Annotated in this window: 11 protein-coding genes; 7 read left to right on the top strand and 4 right to left on the bottom strand. The window is 66.1% G+C overall.

All coding sequences use genetic code 11. The features are described 5' to 3' along the window. Nucleotides 1–78: 78 nt before the first annotated feature. Genes MFF07_RS00700 through MFF07_RS00690 form a run of 3 tightly spaced genes read right to left on the bottom strand, consistent with a single transcriptional unit; the run spans nt 79 to nt 8080 of the window. Nucleotides 79–3519 (bottom strand): efflux RND transporter permease subunit, encoded by a 3441-nt coding sequence (locus MFF07_RS00700; RefSeq protein WP_238230358.1) that lies wholly within the window; start codon nt 3517–3519, stop codon nt 79–81. Next, nucleotides 3516–6635, bottom strand: a complete 3120-nt coding sequence (locus tag MFF07_RS00695; protein WP_238230356.1) for an MdtB/MuxB family multidrug efflux RND transporter permease subunit — start codon at nt 6633–6635, stop codon at nt 3516–3518. Before MFF07_RS00695 ends, MFF07_RS00700 begins: the two co-directional genes overlap by 4 nt. A gap of 26 nt (nt 6636–6661) precedes the next feature. Then, nucleotides 6662–8080, bottom strand: coding sequence for an MdtA/MuxA family multidrug efflux RND transporter periplasmic adaptor subunit (locus MFF07_RS00690; protein WP_238230354.1), 1419 nt, complete (start codon nt 8078–8080; stop codon nt 6662–6664). A 763-nt stretch (nt 8081–8843) separates the two neighbouring features. On the opposite strand from MFF07_RS00690, the gene MFF07_RS00685 reads away from it, so the two are divergent. The 4 genes from MFF07_RS00685 (at nt 8844) to MFF07_RS00670 (ending at nt 12651) form a co-directional block, all read left to right on the top strand. Beyond that, nucleotides 8844–9989: an aminotransferase gene (locus MFF07_RS00685; protein ID WP_238230353.1), complete on the top strand. Its 1146-nt coding sequence runs from the start codon at nt 8844–8846 to the stop codon at nt 9987–9989. A gap of 66 nt (nt 9990–10055) precedes the next feature. Beyond that, nucleotides 10056–10526 carry a DUF4112 domain-containing protein gene (locus MFF07_RS00680; RefSeq protein ID WP_238230351.1) on the top strand — a complete coding sequence of 157 codons (471 nt, stop codon included), beginning with the start codon at nt 10056–10058 and terminating at the stop codon, nt 10524–10526. Nucleotides 10527–10554: 28 nt separating this feature from the next. Continuing rightward, nucleotides 10555–11757 (top strand): ABC transporter permease, encoded by a 1203-nt coding sequence (locus MFF07_RS00675; RefSeq protein ID WP_238230350.1) that lies wholly within the window; start codon nt 10555–10557, stop codon nt 11755–11757. Nucleotides 11758–11967: 210 nt separating this feature from the next. Beyond that, on the top strand, nt 11968–12651 hold the full coding sequence (locus tag MFF07_RS00670) for a putative 2OG-Fe(II) oxygenase (protein ID WP_238230348.1): 684 nt from the start codon (nt 11968–11970) through the stop codon (nt 12649–12651). A gap of 28 nt (nt 12652–12679) precedes the next feature. On the opposite strand, the gene MFF07_RS00665 is transcribed toward MFF07_RS00670, so the two are convergent. Further along, nucleotides 12680–14656 (bottom strand): acyl CoA:acetate/3-ketoacid CoA transferase, encoded by a 1977-nt coding sequence (locus MFF07_RS00665; RefSeq protein WP_238230347.1) that lies wholly within the window; start codon nt 14654–14656, stop codon nt 12680–12682. Here MFF07_RS00665 and MFF07_RS00660 point away from each other — a divergent pair. The 3 genes from MFF07_RS00660 to MFF07_RS00650 all read left to right on the top strand — a co-directional run bounded on the left by MFF07_RS00660 (nt 14643) and on the right by MFF07_RS00650 (nt 19258). Beyond that, nucleotides 14643–14855 (top strand): hypothetical protein, encoded by a 213-nt coding sequence (locus MFF07_RS00660; protein ID WP_238230345.1) that lies wholly within the window; start codon nt 14643–14645, stop codon nt 14853–14855. The two genes, MFF07_RS00665 and MFF07_RS00660, sit on opposite strands and share 14 nt — an antisense overlap. A 221-nt stretch (nt 14856–15076) precedes the next feature. Continuing rightward, complete coding sequence (locus MFF07_RS00655; protein WP_238230344.1) at nt 15077–16699, top strand: histidine kinase famiy protein; 1623 nt, start codon at nt 15077–15079, stop codon at nt 16697–16699. 153 nt (nt 16700–16852) lie between these two features. Next, a complete protein-coding gene (locus MFF07_RS00650; protein ID WP_238230343.1) occupies nt 16853–19258 on the top strand; it encodes a PAS domain-containing hybrid sensor histidine kinase/response regulator family protein in 2406 nt (801 codons plus the stop codon). The last annotated feature ends 494 nt before the right edge of the window (nt 19259–19752 follow it).

Below are 19752 nucleotides of genomic sequence, written 5' to 3'. Positions count from 1 at the left end.
CGAGGTCGTCGCGACCCTTTCCTCGCGTGCGGGGAGAGGGGGGTGCGAACCCACCCGTTCTAGCCTCACGAGTGACCATCACTCGGCCGGGAACGCTGCCGCACCGCCGGCAGCGCGTTGGCCGCGCCGGTTCTTCGCCCAGTGGCGGAGGCGGTCGAGGTACAGATAGACGACGGGCGTCGTGTAGAGGGTCAGGATCTGGCTCACGATGAGGCCGCCGATGATCGCGATGCCGAGCGGTCGGCGGAGCTCCGCGCCCTCCCCGTTCGCCAGGACGAGCGGCGCGGCGCCAAGAAGCGCGGCCGCCGTTGTCATCATGATCGGCCGGAAGCGCAAGAGGCAGGCCTCGTAGATCGCATCGGCCGGCGCGGCGCCGCGCGTGCGCTCGGCATCGAGGGCGAAGTCGATCATCAAGATTGCGTTCTTCTTCACGATGCCGATGAGCAGGAAGACGGCGATCAGCGCGATGATCGTGAATTCGGTTCCCGTCACGAGGAGCGCCAGCACGGCGCCGATCCCGGCGGACGGCAGCGTCGAAAGAATCGTGATGGGGTGGATGTAGCTCTCGTAGAGGATGCCGAGAACGGCATAGACGGCGAGCAGTGCGCCAAGGATCAGCAGCGGCTGGCGCGAGGCCGAGGCCATGTAGTTTTTGGCAGCACCCGAGAACTCGCCGTGGATGGTTGCCGGCATGCGCAGGTCGGTCATCGCCTTCTCGATCGCGGCGGTGGCCTCCGACAGGCTCTTGCCAGGCGCGAGGTTGAACGAGACGGTAGTCGAGACGAACAGGCCCTGGTGCGCGACCTGGACCGGCGCGTTCCCAGTCTCGAATCGCGCGAAGGCCGAGAGCGGTACCATCGTTTCCTTGGCGCTCGACACGGGGGCGCTGGACGAGGCGCCGCCCTTCGATGCGGCGATGGCGTTCGAGGCGGCGTTGCGTGCGGAGTCCGAGGCAATCGTCGATGCGTCCGTGCCGGTCGATGCGCTGGTGGCGCCGACGCCTGCGGTAGGGGCGACCGTCGTGCTGGCGCTGCCCGGGGCCGGCATGCCGGTCGTCGTCGATGATGTGCCGCTGCTCGACATCGACGGCGAGGACGTGCCGGATGTCGTGGTCGCCGCAGCCGTCAGACCACTGACCGTGCCAGCGACCGCGTTCGTGACCGCCGAACCGCGGGCGTTGCCGCCCGATGTCGAGACGTAGATGAGTTTCAACGTCTCAGGGCTCTGCAGGTAACGCGGCGCGATCTCCATCACGACATGGTACTGGTTGAGCGGATTGTAGATCGTCGAGACCTGACGCTGGCCGAAGGCGTCGTAGAGGGTGTTGTCGATCTTGTCCGGCGTGATGCCGTAGCGGAACGCCGTCGGCCGGTCGATGACGAGACGGCTCTCGAGCCCGCCCTCCTGCTGGTCGGAGGTGACGTCGGCGAACAAAGCGGTCTGCTTCTGAAGCTCCTGCACGAGCTTCGGCGCCGAGGCGTAGAGCTCGTCTGCCGAATCCCCCTGGAGCGAGTACTGGTACTGGGCGAAGCTCTGACGCCCGCCCATCTTCAGGTCCTGGCGCGGAAATAGGAAGAGCCGGGCCCCCGCGACCTGCGCGAGCTTGGGCCGAAGCCGCGCCATCACCTTCTCGATCGAATCGCGGGTCCCGAGCGGCTTGAGGCCGACGAAGACGTTCGCCGAGTTGGTGCCCCGGCCGCCGGTGAAGCCGACGATGCTCTCCACCGCCGGATCGGCTTGCACGATGGCGCTCGCCGCCTTCAGCTTCTGCGACATCGACTGGAACGAGATGCGCTGGTCGGCCTGGATACCGCCCATGAGCTGCCCGGTATCCTGCTCCGGAAAGAAGCCCTTCGGCACGATGACGTAGAGGTAGACGTTCAGCCCCATCGCCGCGAAGACGCTGAGCAGGACCAGCCGGCGGTGACGCAGCGCGAAGCCCAGCGAGCGCTCGTAGCCGCGCAGCAAGCCGTCGAAGCCGCCCTCCAGGATTCGCGCCACGATATTCGGCCGCTTCACCGGGCCGGCGGAACCATTGTGATGGGGTTTGAGGAAGCGGGCGCACATCATCGGTGTCGTCGTCAGCGAGACGACGAGGGAGATTAGGATCGCCAGCGAGAGCGTGACCGCGAATTCCTGAAACAAGCGGCCGACGATGCCGCCCATCAGAAGGATCGGGAGGAAGACCGCGACGAGAGACAGGCTCATCGAGATGACGGTGAAGCCGACCTCGCGGGCACCGATCAGCGCCGCCTCGACCCGCGGCTTGCCGTCCTCGATGTGGCGCTGGATGTTCTCCAGCACGACGATGGCGTCGTCGACCACGAAGCCCGTGGCGATGATCAGCGCCATCAGCGAGAGGATGTTGAGGGAGAAGCCGAGCAGGTACATCGCGGCGAAGGTGCCGATGATCGAGATCGGCACCGCCACCGCCGGGATCAGCGTCGCGCGCCCCGAGCGCAGGAAGATGAACACCACGAGGATGACGAGGCCGACCGCGATGAGCAGCGTCTCCTCGGTCTCCTTCAGCGAGGCGCGGATGGTGGCCGAGCGGTCGCCCGAGATGTGGAGGTCGATGTCGCCCGGCAGCGCCGCCTGGATCTGGGGAATTGCCGCCTTCACGCGGTCGACCGTCTCGACGACGTTCGAGCCGGGCTGCTTGTAGATGAACAGGATCACCCCGGGCTTGCCGTCGACGAGACCGAGGTTGCGCTTGTCCTCGACCGAATCGTCGACCTGACCGACATCGCTCAGGCGCACGCCGGCGCCGTTGCGGTAGGCTACGACGATGTCCCGATAGTCCGAGGCCTGTCGGCCCTGATCGTTAGCGTAGAGCTGGTAGCGGCGCGCGCCGGCGGTCACGTCGCCCTTGGGCGAGTTCGCGTTGGCGGAGGCCAGCGCCGCACGGATGCCTTCGAGGCCGATGCCGTAATGGAACAGCGCGGTCGGATCGAGCTCGACCCGCACCGCCGGCAGCGACGAGCCGCCGATATCGACGTTCCCGATGCCGTCGACCTGGGACATCTTCTGCTGAACGACGGTCGCGGCAGAATCGTAGAGTTGGCCGGGCGAGAGCGTGTCCGAGGTCAGTCCGAGGATCAGGATCGGCGCATCGGCCGGGTTGAATTTCCGGTAGGTCGGGTTCTGGCGGAGCGCCGTCGGCAGGTCGGCGCGGGCGGCATTGATCGCCGCCTGGACGTCGCGGGCGGCGCCGTCGATGTCGCGGTTTAGGCCGAACAGCAGGACGATGCGGACCGTGCCGGTGGAACTCGTCGAGGTCATCTCGTTGACGTCGGCGATGATCCCGAGCCGGCGCTCCAGCGGCGCGGCCACCGTCGTCGCCATGGTTTCCGGCGATGCGCCGGCCATCTGCGCCTGGACGAGGATGACGGGGAAATCCACCTGCGGCAGCGGCGCCACCGGCAATCGCACAAAGGCGAACAGCCCCGCGAGCAGCACGCCGACGGTGAGCAGCGTCGTCGCGATCGGACGCCGGATGAACGGCTCCGAGATGTTCACGGGATGGCCTCGCCGGTCCGGTAGCCGCCCTCACGGCGGCCCATGATCCGCCGTTCCAGCCGGTCGAAGAACAGGTAGATCACCGGGGTCGTGAACAGCGTCAGCACCTGGCTGACGATGAGACCGCCGGCGATGACGATGCCGAGGGGCTGGCGCAGCTCCGAGCCGACGCCGGTTCCCATGATCAGCGGCACCGCCGCGAACAGGGCGGCGAAGGTCGTCATCATGATCGGACGGAAGCGGAGCAGACAGGCTTCGTAGATAGCATCGCGCGGGCTCATGCCCTCTTCGCGCTCGGCCTGGAGCGCGAAGTCGATCATCATGATCGCGTTCTTCTTCACGATGCCGATGAGGAGCACGATGCCAATGATTGCAATGATGTCGAGCGAGAGCCCGAAGAGCATCAACCCGAGCAGAGCGCCGATCCCAGCGGACGGAAGCGTCGAGAGGATCGTGATCGGGTGGATGAAGCTCTCGTAGAGGACGCCAAGCACGATGTAGACCGTGACGATCGCAGCCAGGATCAGGAACAGCTCGTTCGAGAGCGCCGACTGGAAGGCGAAGACCGAACCCTGCGGCACCACGTTGAAGCTCGCCGGCAGGCCGACGTCTTTTCGGATCTGTGCGATTGCATCGACGGCCTGACCGAGGGCGGCGCCCGGTGCGAGGTTGAACGACACGGTGGTGGCCGGGAACTGGCCGAGATGTCCGACGAGCAGCGGGGCGCGCCTCTCCTCGACACGGGCGATGGCCGAGAGCGGCACCTGGCCCGAGGCGGCGGTCGAGGACGGCAGGTAGAGGTTGTTCAGCGAATCCAGCGTCTTGTGCAGCTCGGGGTTTGCTTCGAGGATCACCCGGTACTGGTTCGACTGCGAGAAGATCGTCGAGATGATGCGCTGGCCGAAGGCGTCGTAGAGTGCGTTGTCGACGGAGGCCGGGGTGATACCGTAGCGGCCGGCCGTTGGCCGGTCGATGGTGACGTAGGCGGCGAGTCCGTTGCCCTGGTAGTCGCTGGTGACGTCGGCGAGCAGCGGAGAACGCTGCAGCGCCTCGACGAAGCGCGGCACCCAGGTCTCGAACTCGGAGAGGTTCGGGTTCTCCAGGATGACCTGATACTGAGTGGCCGAGACCGCCGTGTCGATGGTCAGGTCCTGGACCGGCTGCATGTAGAGGCGCACGCCGGGCACGTCGCGGGTGGCGGCAGTGATGCGGCGGATCACGTCGCTGGCGCTGCCCGTCCGCTCCGCCTGCGGATTCAGGTTGATCAGCATCCGGCCGGAATTCAGCGTCACGTTCTGCCCGTCGACGCCGATGAAGGAGGACAGGTTCGCGACGTCCTTGTCCTTCAACACGATGTCGGCAAGCCCCTGCTGGCGCTCGGCCATGGCCCCGTAGGACACGCTCTGGTCGGCCTGGGAGATGCCCTGGATCACGCCGGTATCCTGGACCGGGAAGAAGCCCTTCGGGATCACCACGAACAGGTAGCCGGTGAGCGCGATCGTCCCGAGGGTGACGAGGAGCGTCAGCGGCTGATGCGCGAGCACCACCCGCAGGGCACGGCCGTAGGCTGCTATGGTGCCGTCGGTCATGCGCCGGCCTAGGCGGGCGACGAAGCCCTCGCGGCGCTCGCCCTGCACGACGGGTTTGAGCAGCCGCGCGCAGAGCATCGGCACCAGCGTCAGTGAGACGAAGGCCGAGATGACGATGGTGGCCGCCAGCGTGATCGCGAATTCGTGGAAGAGCCGACCGACCACATCGCCCATGAACAGCAGCGGGATCAGCACCGCGATCAGCGAGACCGTCAGCGACAGGATGGTGAAGCCGATCTCACGCGAGCCCTTCATCGCGGCCTCGAGCGGCGTGTCGCCGTCCTCGACGTGGCGGGCGATGTTCTCGATCACCACGATGGCGTCGTCGACGACGAAGCCGGTGGCGATGGTCAGGGCCATCAGCGAGAGGTTGTCGAGGGAGAACCCCCACAGGTCCATCACCGCCAGCGTACCGATCAGCGAGAGCGGCACCGACAGGCTCGGAATCAGGGTGGCGGAAAAGCTGCGCAAAAACAGGAAGATCACCAGCACGACGAGGCCGATGGCGAGCATCAGCTCGACCTGCACGTCCTCCACGGAAGCGCGGATCGTGACGGTGCGATCGGTGAGGAGCGCGACGCCGATGGCGGCGGGCATGCTAGCCTGCAGTTGCGGCAGCAACGCCTTGATCTTGTCGACCGTGTCGATGACGTTGGCGCCGGGCTGGCGCTGGATGTTGAGGATGACGGCCGGCGTGCGGTCCATCCAGGCGCCGAGTTTGGTGTTCTCGGCCCCGTCGACCACCGTCGCCACGTCCGAGAGCCGCACCGGCGCGCCGTTCTTGTAGGCGATGATCGCGCTGGAATAGACGGCCGGATCGCGGACCTGATCGTTGGCGTTGATGGTGTAGCTCTGCGTCGGGCCATCGATGTTGCCCTTGGGCGTGTTGACGTTGAGGTTCGAGATCGTCGTGCGCAGGTCGTCGATGTTTAGCCCGTAGGCCGCGAGCGCCAGGGAGTTGAAGCGCACCCGCACGGCCGGCCGCTGGCCGCCGCCCATGCTGACGAGGCCGACGCCGGCGACCTGTGAAATCTTCTGGGCGAGCCGCGTCTCCGCGAGGTCGCGCACCTGCGTCAGCGGCATCGTCTTCGAGGTGAGCGCCAGCGTCAGGACCGGCGCGTCGGCCGGGTTGACCTTGGCGTAGATCGGCGGCGCCGGAAGATCCGACGGGAGCAGGTTGCCGGCCGCGTTGATCGCCGCCTGGACCGACTGCTCGGCGATGTCGAGGGGGATGTCGAGGCTGAACTGCAGGGTGATGACCGAGGCGCCGGCCGAGCTCTGCGACGACATCTGGTTCAGGTTGGCCATCTGGCCGAACTGCCGCTCCAGCGGCGCGGTCACGGCCGAGGTCATCACCTCCGGGCTAGCGCCCGGATAGAAGGTCTGGACCTGAATCGTCGGGTAATCGACGGACGGGAGCGCCGAGACCGGCAGGTTCACGTAGGACACCATGCCGACGATCAGGATCGCCAGCATCAGCAGCGTCGTCGCCACCGGACGCAGGATGAAGATGCGCGACGGGTTCATGGTCTTCGCCTAGGCGGCCACGCCGATCACGGCGCGGCCTTGCGGTCGCGACCGCGTCGCCGCGGGGTATCGCCCGCCTGCGGCTGCGTGGCCTCGCCCGTGCCGTCCGGCGCCTTGCCGGCGCCCGGCGTGGAGGCGCTGCCGGCCTCGGCCTGCTGCGACGCTGCCGCACCCGGTACGGTCCCGCCGATCGCTTGGCCGGGTGCCGCCTGCGGGCCTGCGGCGCCGGTGGTGATGCGCACCGGCGCGCCCTCGCGGAGGCGATCGGTGCCGTCGGTGACGACCCGGTCGCCCGGCTGGAGGCCGGCAGTTACGACCGTGCGGCTGCCGTCGGTCTCGCCGATGGTGATCGGGCGGACGCTGACCTTGTCGTCGCCCTGCATCAGATAGACGTAGGTGCCCGGCGTGCCGCGCAGAATCGCTGCTGCCGGGATCACGGGCGCATTCCGGATCGTGTCCACGGTCAGCTTCGCGTTGACGAACTGGTTCGGGAACAGCGTCTCGTCGTCGTTCTTGAACAGCGCGCGCAGCTTTACCGTTCCAGTGGTGACGTCGATCTGGTTGTCGACCGTATCGAGCGTACCGGTGGCGATCTCGTGCTGGTCGCCGCGATCGTAGGCGCGCACGGTGAGCTTGGCGCCCTCGCGGACGCGCTTCATCACCCGCGAGACGTCGTCTTCCGGCAGGGTGAACAGCACCGAGATCGGGTGGAGCTGCGTCACGACCACGATGTTGGTGGACCCACCCGAGATGTAGTTGCCCTGGTCGACCTGACGAAGGCCGACACGGCCCTCCACCGGCGAGACGATGTGCGCATAGGCGATGTTGAGCCGCTGCTGGTCGACCACCGCCTGGTCGGCGGCGACGGTACCCTCGTTCTGCTTCACGAGGGCGGCCTGGGTGTCGACGTTCTGCTTCGAGATCGAATCCTGTCGGTTCAAGGTCTGGTAGCGGACGAGGTCGAGCTTGGCGTTCTGCAGGAGCGCCTGATCGCGGGCCAGCTGCCCGAGATACTGGGCGAGCAGCGCGTCGTAGGGCCGCTGGTCGATCTGGGCGAGGTAATCGCCCTTCTTCACGGTCTGGCCCTCGCGAAAACCGATCTCGGTGAGATAGCCGCTGATCTGCGATTTGACCGTCACCGTGGCGAGCGGCGTTACCGTGCCGAGACCCTGGAGCACGATCGGCATGTCGCCGGTCACCACCGTGGCAATGCCGACAGCCTGGGCCATCTCGCCGTGCTTGCCGCCCCCGCGACCGTGTCCGGCCTCGGTGGTGCCCGCCGCCTTCTTCGCGTCGTACATCCGGTGCGCGACGGCTCCACCGAGGCCGAGAACCAGGAGCAGAATCATCCAGCTCCCGAAGCGGCGCCGCCGACGGGTAGGCGTGGGCGTCAGCACGGGATATTCCCGGGCGGTCTCCCTGCGAATGGGCGAACTCTCGTTCATCCTCGACTCAAATCAAAGCGCCGCTTCGAAACCAATCTTCGTGTCGGATCCCGTTCGATCATCGGTCGAAGTCTGCTTCCGTTCGGCGGCCGAAAGCAATTCGATCGAAGGATCCGTCCCGTCAAACCTCAAGTCCGTACAACGGTCGGCTCGGCCGTGGGTGGGGTCGAAGCCGCCGGAGGGACCATGCTCATCTTCCCCCGGCAATGCGCCGTGAGTACGGCACCCAGGTTTCCCGGATGTTGCTAGTCCTGGTTTCGCACGGCGCCCGGCAAAAACACCTGTGGTGCTATCGCGCAGCCGGTTCGAGGGTGCGGTAGAAGCGGATGACGTCGCTAAATGCGTCGTCTACCGGAGCCACCGGAATCGCTACGCGAAGCCCGACACCGAGTATGCCGACGCCGAGTGCCATAAAGAGCGAGGTGCGGATCCGCATGGCGAGTTCGTAGCCGATCCTGTTGCCGATGCAGACAGCAAAAAGGCCACCGCACGAAGCGATGGCCTTTTCGATACAACCGGACCGACGACCGTTCGCCAGGAACGAGGGGGCGGAGTTCCCGTCAAGCGACCGCCGGCCGGCCGTGGGTCGAGAATTGTATCACGACTGACGATTGTCAACATTCGTCAGCCCCGGAGCCTGCGCGACCCGGAAGTCATGTGCGATCCCGCACGTTTTGCCAGGATATCCCCGCGTGGTATCGGGTCGTCGTCTTGACGCGGCGAGAGGACCACGAGCGGCCCTCGTTCCCTTCGATCCGGTCGCATGAATCCCGTCTTTTCCGATCTTCCTGTCACGGTGTTCGAGACGATGTCGCGGCTCGCCCGCAAGCATCAGGCGATCAATCTCGGCCAGGGCTTTCCAGACGATCCGGGGCCGGACGACGTGCGCGAAGTGGCGGCTGACGCGCTTCGCAACGGCTACAACCAGTATCCGCCGATGATGGGGCTGCCCTCGCTTCGCGAAGCCATCGCGGCGCATTACGGCCGGCACCAGGGCCTCGACCTCGATCCGGAGACGGAGGTGATGGTGACCTCCGGTGCCACGGAAGCGCTGGCCGGCGCGATCTTCGCGTTGATCGAGCCCGGCGACGAAGTCGTGCTGTTCGAGCCGATGTACGACGCCTACCTACCGCTGGTACGCCGGGCCGGCGGCGTACCGCGGTTCGTGACGTTGACGCCGCCGCATTTCGGCATCGACGACGAGGCGCTGTCCGCCGCCTTCTCCGAGAAGACCCGGCTCGTCATCCTGAACAATCCGTTGAATCCCTCCGCGACGGCGTTCGCGGAGGCCGACCTCGCGCGGCTTGCCGGCTATTGTCGGCGCTTCGATGCGGTCGCTCTCTGCGACGAGGTTTGGGAGCACGTGATCTTCGACGGTGCCCGTCATCGCCCTCTCATGGCGCTGCCGGGGATGCGCGAGCGTACGATCAAGATCGGCTCGGCAGGAAAAATCTTCAGCCTGACCGGTTGGAAGGTCGGACTGGTGATGGCGCCGCGGCCGTTGATGCGCGTGCTGTCCCGCGCCCACCAGTTCCTCACCTTCACGACGCCGCCGAACCTGCAGGAGGCGGTAGCCTACGGCCTGGCAAAGGACTTGTCCTATTTTACCGACATGCGTGCCGGACTCGCCCGCTCACGGAACCGGCTGGCTTCCGGGCTTTCGGATCTCGGCTTCACCGTGCTGCCGAGCGCGGCAACGTACTTTCTAAACATCGATCTTGGCGCCGGGGCCGACGACGTCGCCTTTTGTGAGGCTCTGGTGCGGGAGCATGGGGTCGCCGCGATACCCGTCAGCGCCTTCTACGAAAGCGGCAGCGTGAAGAACCTCGTGCGCTTCTGCTTTGCCAAGACGGACGAGACGCTGGACACGGCGCTCGCTCGGCTCCCGCGCTGCACGCAGGCCGCGTGATGAATATTCGTGCCGGCGGTTGGCCCTTCCTTGTCGTGACACGGATCGTGGGCCACATCCTTCTTCATGAGCGCAACCGATACACCCCGCACTTCGCGCACGGTCTTCGCCGAGCCTCTCGGCGCGGCAGACCTCCGCCGCTTCACCGACACGGGGACGGAAGCCAGTCTCCTGCGGCTGGAACAGCTCGCGCACGTGATGGACACGGCCTTCCAGATACCGGGCACCAACCGCAGAGTTGGGCTCGATGCGGTGATCGGCCTCGTGCCGGTGATCGGGGACATCGCCGGCATGGCGATCGCCTCCTACATCGTCTACGAGGCAAGGCGCCTCGGCGCCCCGCGCTGGCTGGTCTGGCGCATGATGGGCAACGTGGCTTTCGACGGTGCCGTGGGCGCCGTACCGCTGGCGGGCGATATTTTCGATGCGGCCTTCAAGGCCAATCGTCGCAACGTCCGCCTGCTGCGCAAGCATCTCGAGAAAAAGGGTACCTTGCGGCCGAACGAGATCGAGGGCACGGCGACGCATCTCGATTGATCCGTCCCCCCGCCGAGGCCGCTATCCGATGAACGAGGTTCCGCGCCCGCAGGCCGACGCGGTCCCGGTCACTGCGCCCGCCAACGCGCCGCAGATCCGGCTGCTTCAGCCTGAAACGCGGCGCGGGCTTTCGCCGATCAACCGGCGCCGCCTCGCGAATTTTTGGAAGAACCGGCGCGGCTCGTGGTCGGCCGTGCTGTTCCTGATCCTGTTTGTGGTCAGCCTGTTCGCGGAATTCATCGCCAACGACCGACCGATCTTCGTGTCCTACAAGGGCGAGTGGCTCTACCCGGTCTTCGTCGATTACCCGGACGAGAAATTCGGTGGTTTCCTTGCGCAGACCGATTATCGCGCGCCGGAGACCAAGAAGGAAATTGAGGAGAATGGATGGGCGCTCTGGCCGCCCATCCCGTATTCCTACAACACCTTCATGAGCGACCTGCCGACGCCGTCGCCCTCGCCGCCGACCTGGAACCTGACCGATGAACAGTGTCGTCCGGTCGCCGAGCGGGCGGGCGTGAAGGTCGAAGGTCGACAGTTCGGATGCCAGGATATCGAAAAACACTGGCTCGGCACCGACAACGCCTCGCGGGACGTGCTCGCCCGCATCATCTACGGTTTTCGGATTTCGGTGCTGTTCGGCTTGGCGCTCGCCCTGGTCTCGTCGGTTGTAGGCGTAATCGCGGGGGCCGTGCAGGGTTTCTTCGGCGGCTGGACCGACCTGATCTTCCAGCGCGTCATCGAGATCTGGAGTGCGGTGCCGACGCTCTACCTGATCATCATCATGTCGGCTTTCCTGGCCCCGAGCTTCTTCACCCTGCTCGGCATCCTGACGCTGTTCGCCTGGACCGCCCTCGTCGGCGTCGTCCGCGCCGAGTTCCTGCGAGCCCGGAACTTCGAATACGTCCGCGCCGCCCGGGCTCTCGGCCTTTCCAACGTGGCGATCATGACCCGCCATCTGCTGCCGAACGCCATGGTGGCGACGCTGACCTTCCTGCCGTTCATCCTCAACGGCTCGATCACCACCCTCACCTCCCTCGACTTCCTCGGCTTCGGTCTGCCGCCTGGCTCGGCCTCGCTCGGTGAGCTGCTGGCGCAGGGCAAGGACAACATCAACGCGCCCTGGCTCGGGCTGACCGGCTTCTTCGTCGTGTCGGCGATGCTGAGTTTGCTGGTTTTCGCGGGTGAGGCCGTGCGGGATGCCTTCGATCCGCGAAGGACGTTTGCCTGATCGACGGCCTACGCAGTGTCCTCGGATCGCCCGCCTCGACGCTTCCATGGCCGTGCGTCGGTCATCGAGGGCAATGCGGATTGGTCGGGCGCCGACCTTCCGGTTATCTCGCCCGGTCCGGACGGCATGGCGCTATGACAGTCTGAACACGGCGGAGTGCGTGCCAGACATTCGCTTGGCCGGCTGTCGACGGCCGCCGCAGGAGTCCCCATGACCAGCCAGGGAGAGACCTTCCGCAATCGGGCCATCGCACTCAAAACGCGTGCCCTGCGCAAATACGAAGCGGAGATGGTGCCGACAGGCAGCGACGACGGCGATCCAGCCATGGAGGTGCTGTCGCCGTTCGGGCCGATGATCGGACGGACGCGCGTGTCGCCCGACCTCCTGTCGCGCATCAACGCTTTCGCCGATCGCCATACCGCGTCCGGTGCCTCCGAGTTCCTGGTTCCGCCCGACATCGCCTGCGCCGGTGGAGACGCTTCTCTAGCGGCGGTCATCGAGGACAGGATCCGCAGATATGTCCTGATGGCCGAGGGTGTGGGTCCCAAGCGCATCGAGATCGACCGGATCTGGGTCGTCAGCCAGTATGCCGGCACGCCGAGCCCGGTGCATTTCCATTCCGGAGATCTGTCCGGCGTACTTTATCTCAAGTCGCCCGAGCCGCCACGGGACAAAGACTTGAACAAGACTTACATCTCCGGGCGCCAAGCCGGCTATCTCAACTTCCTGACCGGCGGCAAGCAGAGGTTTGCCAGGACGCTCCTCAGCGTGCCGCCCGACGTCGGCGTGCTCTACACCTTTCCGGCTTGGCTGCTCCATGGCGTCGAGCCGTTCCGAGGCAGCGGCGAGCGGCGCTCCCTGTCTTTCAACGCGCGCGCCGAAGTCGACGACTGAACTCGGCCGGGCACCGACTGCGCCAGCTTCACTCGGTCGCCACCGCGGGCGAGATCATCTTGCGCGCCTTCTTGTCGACGTTGCCGAGGAAGGCGTGGGCCTCCTCCTTGCGCTCGAAGACGTGGGGGGCCACGCCGCGCTTGTTCAAGGCCTCCTCCATTTTCAATCGGAGGAAGGCGCTGGTCGCGTAACGGGTGGTGGTCTGGTAATAGTTCGCCGAGAGATATTGGATCATGCCAGCATAGTCGTCGTAGAGGCTTTCGTTGAGCCGGAAGCCGTCGTGGTTGACGACGGAGTTGACGCGCTGGCCGGCCTTCTTGCAAGCGCCGACGATGGTGAGCCGCAGCTCGTCCATGTCGCTCTTCACGCGGCAGTACCAGCCCTCGAGGTTGATGAAGAGCAGGTTGCGCTCCGGATCGTAGCTCACGCGGTCCTTCAGATCGAGGTTGAGCAGGTCGGAGGCCAGCTCCATCGGCTCCTCGCGGAAGATGCGCGGATCCATCGGCACCGGGTTCCGGATCACCGGCTTGAAATCCATGTGCGGGAGGATGTCGCGCTCGATGTCGATGCCGGGCGCCACCTCGATCAGCTCCAGCCCCTCCGGGGTGAGCTGGAAGACGCAGCGCTCGGTCACGTAGATTACCGGCTGCGACTTCTGCACGGCGTAGGGGCCGCTGAAAGTGTTCTGCTGGACCTGGGTGACGAATTTTTTCGCCTTGCCTTCCTTGACGATCTTCACTTGCCCTGCATCGACTGCAATCTCGAGGCCGCCGGCGGTGAAGGTGCCGGCGAAGACGACGCTGCGGGCGTTCTGGCTGATGTTGATGAAGCCGCCGCAGCCGTTGAGCTTGCCGCCGAACTTCGAGGTGTTGACGTTGCCGGCTTCGTCGCACTCGGCCATGCCGAGGCAGGTCATGTCGAGGCCGCCGCCGTCGTAGAAGTCGAACATCTGGTTCTGGTCGATGATGCAGTCGGCGTTCGTCGCGGCGCCGAAGCTCGACCCGCTGGCGAGCACGCCGCCGACGGCGCCAGCCTCGGTGGTCAGGGTGATGTAGGGGGTGATCTTCTCTTCGTTCGCGACGGAGGAGATGCCCTCGGGCGCGCCGACGCCGAGGTTGACCACGCCGTTCGGCGGCAGTTCGAAGGCGGCGCGGCGAGCGATGATCTTACGCTCGTTCAATGGCATCCGCTTGATGCCGGTTACCGGAACGCGGATCTCACCCGCGAGCGCCGCGTCGTAGACGACGCCGTAGTTCATGCGGTGCATCTCGGGCTCGGCGACCACGACGCAATCGACGAGGATGCCGGGCACGCGCACGTCCTTCGGCAGCAGGTAGCCGTCGTCGACGATGCGCTCGACCTGGGCGATGACGATGCCGCCGTTGTTGCGCGCGGCCATGGCCTGCGCGAGGCAATCGAGCGTCAGCGCCTCCTTCTCGTAGCTGAGATTGCCTGAGGGATCGGCGGAGGTCGCGCGGATGAAGGCCACGTCGATCTTGGTGGCGGTGTAGAACAGCCACTCGTCACCATCGACGTCGACGACCTTGACGATGTCGTCCTGCGTCAGTTCGTTGACCTTCGCCCCACCGTGGCGCGGGTCGACATAGGTGTGCAGTCCGACCTTGGAGAAGAGCCCCGGCTGGCCGGCGGCGCAGGCGCGGTAGAGCTGCGAGATCACGCCCTGAGGCAGGTTGTAGCCGCGGATGCGGTTCTCGGCGGCGGCCTGCGCGACCTTGGGCATCCGGCCGAAATTCGCGGCGATTACGCGGGTAAGCAGGCCGTCGTGGTGCAGGCGCCCGGTGCCGAGGCCTTTGCTGTCGCCGGCGCCCGCCGTCATGATCAGGGTGAGGCCGCGGGGCGAGCCGGTCTCGACGAAGCGCGTCTCCAGGGCGGCGTGCAGCGCCTCCGGAATGCAGCTCTGGACGAAGCCGGTCGTGGTCACGACGTCGTTCTCACGAATGAGCGCGATCGCCTCCTGGGCCGTGATCACCTTGTTCTTCTTCATCGAACGCGTCGTCCTCCGGCTGCCCCCGCTCTGCGACGGTCCCGGCAAGATCTTGCACGTGGATCGTCGCGGCGGAGTCTTCGTCGCCGCGGTCGAAACGAGCGAAGCCCCCGTCGCGATCCGCAGCAAGATTGCCCAGTCTCGTGCTGCGTCGCGCAAAATCTCTGCTGCGCTGCAATCACAAGCCTGGGAGCAATGATCTTAGCGCAGTCGTGCGCCGGGCGGACCTGAAAAAGACTCTCCGGCGGCTCAAGAAAAACTCGCGGCCGCATCCGTGCGAAACGCGGGTCGTCAACGGGCGAAACGACGGCCCCGCTTGCGAGGGAACATCGGACGAGGCCCCTTGTTTGGTGCGATGCCTCGTTGTGCCAGCGCCTGCCGCCCGTCGGCCATCACGATGACCGACCTCCAAGGAGCCTGATGTACGAGTCCCCGGAAAAGCGCGGTCACGGCCACCACCCGTCGGTGACCGGCAGCGGCGAGGCGGAGCTGTCGAACACGCATTCCGACATCTTCTTCGCCGCCGTCGAGACGACGCGGATGCCGATGATCGTCACCGATCCGCATCAGCCGGACAACCCGGTCATCTTCGCCAACCACGCCTTCGCGAAGATGACTGGCTACGCCAACGACGAGGTCATCGGCCGCAACTGCCGCTTTCTGCAGGGTCCTGAGACCGATGGCGAAGCGGTAGACGAGCTGCGCCGGGCCATCGCCGAGCGCAGGGAGGTCGCCACCGAGATCCTGAACTATCGCAAGGACGGTTCGGCGTTCTGGAATGCGCTCTTCATCTCGCCCGTGCACAACAAGCAGGGCGAACTCGTCTATTTCTTCGCCTCGCAACTCGACGTGTCGCGCCGTCGCGATGCCGAAGAGGCTCTGCATCAGGCACAAAAGATGGAGGCGCTCGGCCAGTTGACCGGGGGAATCGCGCACGACTTCAACAACCTCCTGCAGGTGATCAGCGGCTACACCGACATCCTGCAGATGCTCATCGACAGCGGTTCGCCCGATATCGCGCGCCTCGCCCGCGCTGGTGAGGCGATCCGGACGGCGACCGATCGGGCGGCGAAGCTCACCCACCAGCTTCTCGCCTTCTCGCGCAAGCAGCGTCTGGAAGGCCGGGCAATCAGCCTCAACGCCCTCGTCGAGGGCATGAGCGAGATCGGCGACCGGACCTTGGGCGACGATGTCGAACTGCGTCGCGAACTCGCCCCCGATCTCTGGAACGCCCGCGTCGACCCGACACAGGCCGAGGTCGCGCTGCTCAACGTCCTGATCAATGCGCGCGATGCCATGCCGAATGGCGGCTGCGTTACGGTCGAGACGAAGAACCTCGTCCTGCAGGACCGACAGGCCGCCCTGCTTCAGGGCGTCCAAGCGGGGAACTATGTCGAGGTCTCCGTGTCGGATACCGGCACCGGCATGTCTCCGGAGGTGCTGCTGCGGGTGATGGAGCCGTTCTTCACAACGAAGGAAGAAGGCAAGGGCACCGGCCTTGGGCTCGCCACCGTCTACGGCTTCGCCAAGCAATCCGGCGGCACGGTGCGGATCACTTCGGACGTGGACCGCGGAACCACGGTGCGGCTGCTGTTCCCGGCAACCCAGGCGTCCATCGAGCGCGATTCGGGTCCGTCCCACAAGGTCGCGGAGCGGCATGGATCCGAGACCGTCCTCGTCGTCGATGACAGAGCGGAGGTCGCAGAGACTGCCCGGATCATCCTTGAGGATTTCGGTTATCACGTTCTCGTGAGTCACAGCCCCCGCGATGCGATCGCCATCATGGAGAACGACGCGCGCATCGACATGCTGTTTTCGGATCTGATCATGCCCGGGGGGATGACGGGCGTCGGCCTTGCCCGCGCGGCCCGGGAGCGGCAACCGAAGATCCGGATCCTGCTCACCACCGGTTTCGCCGCAAACTCCCTCGAACGCTCCGGCGTCGGCGGGAGCGAATTCGAGATCATCAACAAGCCCTATCGGCGCATGGAACTGGTCCGCCGCGTGCGGCAGGTTTTCGATGGCCCGGCCGGGACCGGTTGAACACGCGTCGATCGACTCGACCATGGAGCTATGTCATTCCGGCCACGTGCAGAGCCTAATCGTTGACCATGCGGATACGAATGCCGCACCCTCTCGATCCGTCCGCGACCGCGTGAAATGGACCGACGTTCCGTCGGCCGGATCGTCGGTCCGATGACGAACGATGCGGGCTTCCTGAGCGGCGGCGGAGCCATGGGTGCCCTGATCCGCGCCTACGAGTGGGCGGCGACACCCCTCGGCCCGCCGGAGACTTGGCCGCAGGCGCTGCGTTCCGCGATAGACCTCTGCCTGCATTCGAGCTTCCCCACGGCGATCTACTGGGGGCCCGAGCTGCGGCTTCTATACAACGACGCCTGGGCGCCGATTCCCGCCGAGCGGCATCCGGACGCGCTCGGCCGGCCCGGCGCCGAGGTCTGGTCCGAGATCTGGCCGATCATCGCACCGCAATTCCAGCGGGTCCTCGATTCCGGTGAGGGCTTCGCCGCCTTCGACCAGATGCTGCCGATGGCGCGCGGTGGCCGGGTCGAGGAGACGTGGTGGACCTACAGCTTCACGCCGATCCGCAGCGAGGACGGCACGATCGCCGGGGTGCTCAACCAGGGCAACGAAGTCACGGCGCATGTCCGCACGCAGCACGCGCTGCGGGAGAGCGAAGGCAAGTTCCGCGGCATCACCAACTCGGTCGACCAGATGATCTGGTCGACCCTGTCCGACGGTTTCCACGACTACTACAATGACCGCTGGTACGAGTTCACCGGCGTGCCGGCGGGCTCCACCGACGGCGAGGCCTGGAACGATATGTTCCACCCCGAGGACCGGGAGCGGGCCTGGGGCGTCTGGCGGCACAGCCTGGAGACGGGCGAGACCTACCACATCGAGTATCGGCTCAAGCACCATTCCGGCACCTATCGCTGGGTGCTCGGACGGGCGCAGCCGGTGCGCGACGCGAAGGGCGACATCACCCGCTGGTTCGGCTCCTGCACGGACATCCAGGAGATCGTCGACGCCCGCGAGGTGCTGGCCCGCTCCCGCGCCGAGCTGGAGCGGCAGGTCGCGGAGCGCACCCGCGAGCGCAACCGCCTCTGGGCGATGACCAACGACCTCATGGGCACCGCCGGGCTCGACGGCTACCTCAAGGCGGTGAATCCGGCCTGGACGCGGATGCTCGGCTGGAGCGACGCGGAACTGCTCGCACGTCCATTCTCCGAACTCGTCGACAAGAGCGACCACGCCGCGACGGCCGACGTCGTCCGACGATTGTCGCTGGGCGAGACGGTCGACGGCTTCGTCGATCACGTCTTCTGCAAGGACGGCCGCCTGCGCACGATCATGTGGAGTGCGGTGCCCGAGGGCGCGCTGTTCTACATCGTCGGACGCGACATCACCGAGCAACGCAACGCCGAGGAGGCGCTGCGCCAGTCGCAGAAGATGGAAGCGGTGGGCCAGCTCACCGGCGGCCTCGCCCACGACTTCAACAATCTGCTCACCGGCATCTCGGGCTCGCTCGAACTCCTGCAGACCCGCGTGAGCCAGGGCCGTCTTGGCGACGTCGATCGTTACGTCAACGCCGCGCAGGGCGCCGCGAAGCGAGCCGCCGCCCTCACCCACCGGCTGCTGGCCTTCTCCCGCCGCCAGACCCTCGATCCGAAGCCTACCGACGTGAATCGCCTCGTCGTCGGCATGGAAGAACTGGTGCGCCGCACGATCGGCCCGCACGTGACGCTCGAAGTGGTGGCGGCCGGCGGCCTCTGGTCGGCGCTGGTCGATCCCTCGCAGCTCGAGAACGCGCTGCTGAACCTCTGCATCAATGCCCGCGACGCCATGCCGGATGGCGGCCGCATCACCATCGAGACCGCCAACAAGTGGATGGACGAGCGCGCCGCCAAGGAGCGCGACCTCGACCCCGGCCAGTATCTCTCGCTCTGCGTGACCGACACCGGCACAGGCATGACGCCGGAAGTGATCGCCCGGGCCTTCGATCCGTTCTTCACGACGAAGCCGATCGGCCAGGGCACTGGCCTCGGCCTTTCGATGATCTACGGCTTCGTGCGTCAGTCCGGCGGACAGGTACGGATCTATTCGGAGATCGGCGCAGGTACCACGATGTGCCTCTATCTGCCCCGCCATTACGGTGCGGCGGAGGATGTCGAGGCGGTGCCCGACCTCTCCGGCGCGCCGCGCGCCGATGCCGGCGAGACCGTGCTGATCGTCGACGACGAGCCGACGGTGCGCATGCTCGTCATCGAGGTGCTGGAAGACCTCGGCTATACCGCGATCGAGGCGGCGGACGGGGCCGGTGGCCTCAAGGTCCTGCAATCCGATGTGCGCATCGACCTGCTCGTCACCGATGTCGGCCTGCCTGGCGGGATGAACGGCCGCCAGCTCGCGGATGCCGGCCGCGTGCTGCGCCCGACGCTGAAGGTGCTGTTCATCACCGGCTACGCCGAGAACGCCGTGCTCGGCCACGGCTATCTCGACCGCGACATGCAGGTGCTGACGAAGCCCTTCGTGATGGAAGCGCTGGCGAGCCGCATCCGCGATCTCATCGCTGGGTCTTGACCCCATCTCCGGCCCGATCGCCGATCGGGACATCGCTAGCCGACCTGCGAATGGGGCAGCCGTGACTCTTCGGCCGCGGCCAGGCATCGGGCCGATGGTACCCCATTGACACCATCGCGAACCGACGAGCCCAAAAGCGCGCCGAACGAAACTTTGGTCGCAACGTTGATCTGCGGAGTATGGGGCCCGAATCCGGGCACTGCTCCAGCCTGGAGGACGAAACCCGGAGCCCGACGTGCCGACAGAAGCCGAGTTCGAGGCGACACCCGATGCGGCTGACGGCCGAGCGCTCTTGGAGGCAAGACTGAAGCGTCTTTCGCCTTCAGAACTCGATGCGTTCCGGGAAGCCGTCCGCCGCTGCTATGCCGGTGGGCTAGACGCGGAATCACAGAAGCCCGACGCACACTGACTGACATCCTTGGCGAACGCGAACCTGTCGTGATGTCGATACTGCGTCGTCGAACGATCATGTTCTCAGCAAATGAGATAGGAAC

The organism is Methylobacterium thuringiense (genome assembly GCF_022179645.1).
GTDB classification, from domain to species: Bacteria; Pseudomonadota; Alphaproteobacteria; order Rhizobiales; family Beijerinckiaceae; genus Methylobacterium; species Methylobacterium thuringiense.
This window is presented reverse-complemented; position numbering and strand designations above follow the sequence as displayed.

Coding starts and splice junctions, on each gene's coding strand:
- MFF07_RS00695 (WP_238230356.1), bottom strand. CDS start 6,635: ATGAACCCGTCGCGCATCTTCATCCTGCGTCCGGTGGCGACGACGCTG.
- MFF07_RS00690 (WP_238230354.1), bottom strand. CDS start 8,080: ATGAACGAGAGTTCGCCCATTCGCAGGGAGACCGCCCGGGAATATCCC.
- MFF07_RS00685 (WP_238230353.1), top strand. CDS start 8,844: ATGAATCCCGTCTTTTCCGATCTTCCTGTCACGGTGTTCGAGACGATG.
- MFF07_RS00680 (WP_238230351.1), top strand. CDS start 10,056: ATGAGCGCAACCGATACACCCCGCACTTCGCGCACGGTCTTCGCCGAG.
- MFF07_RS00675 (WP_238230350.1), top strand. CDS start 10,555: ATGAACGAGGTTCCGCGCCCGCAGGCCGACGCGGTCCCGGTCACTGCG.
- MFF07_RS00670 (WP_238230348.1), top strand. CDS start 11,968: ATGACCAGCCAGGGAGAGACCTTCCGCAATCGGGCCATCGCACTCAAA.
- MFF07_RS00665 (WP_238230347.1), bottom strand. CDS start 14,656: ATGAAGAAGAACAAGGTGATCACGGCCCAGGAGGCGATCGCGCTCATT.
- MFF07_RS00655 (WP_238230344.1), top strand. CDS start 15,077: ATGTACGAGTCCCCGGAAAAGCGCGGTCACGGCCACCACCCGTCGGTG.
- MFF07_RS00650 (WP_238230343.1), top strand. CDS start 16,853: ATGACGAACGATGCGGGCTTCCTGAGCGGCGGCGGAGCCATGGGTGCC.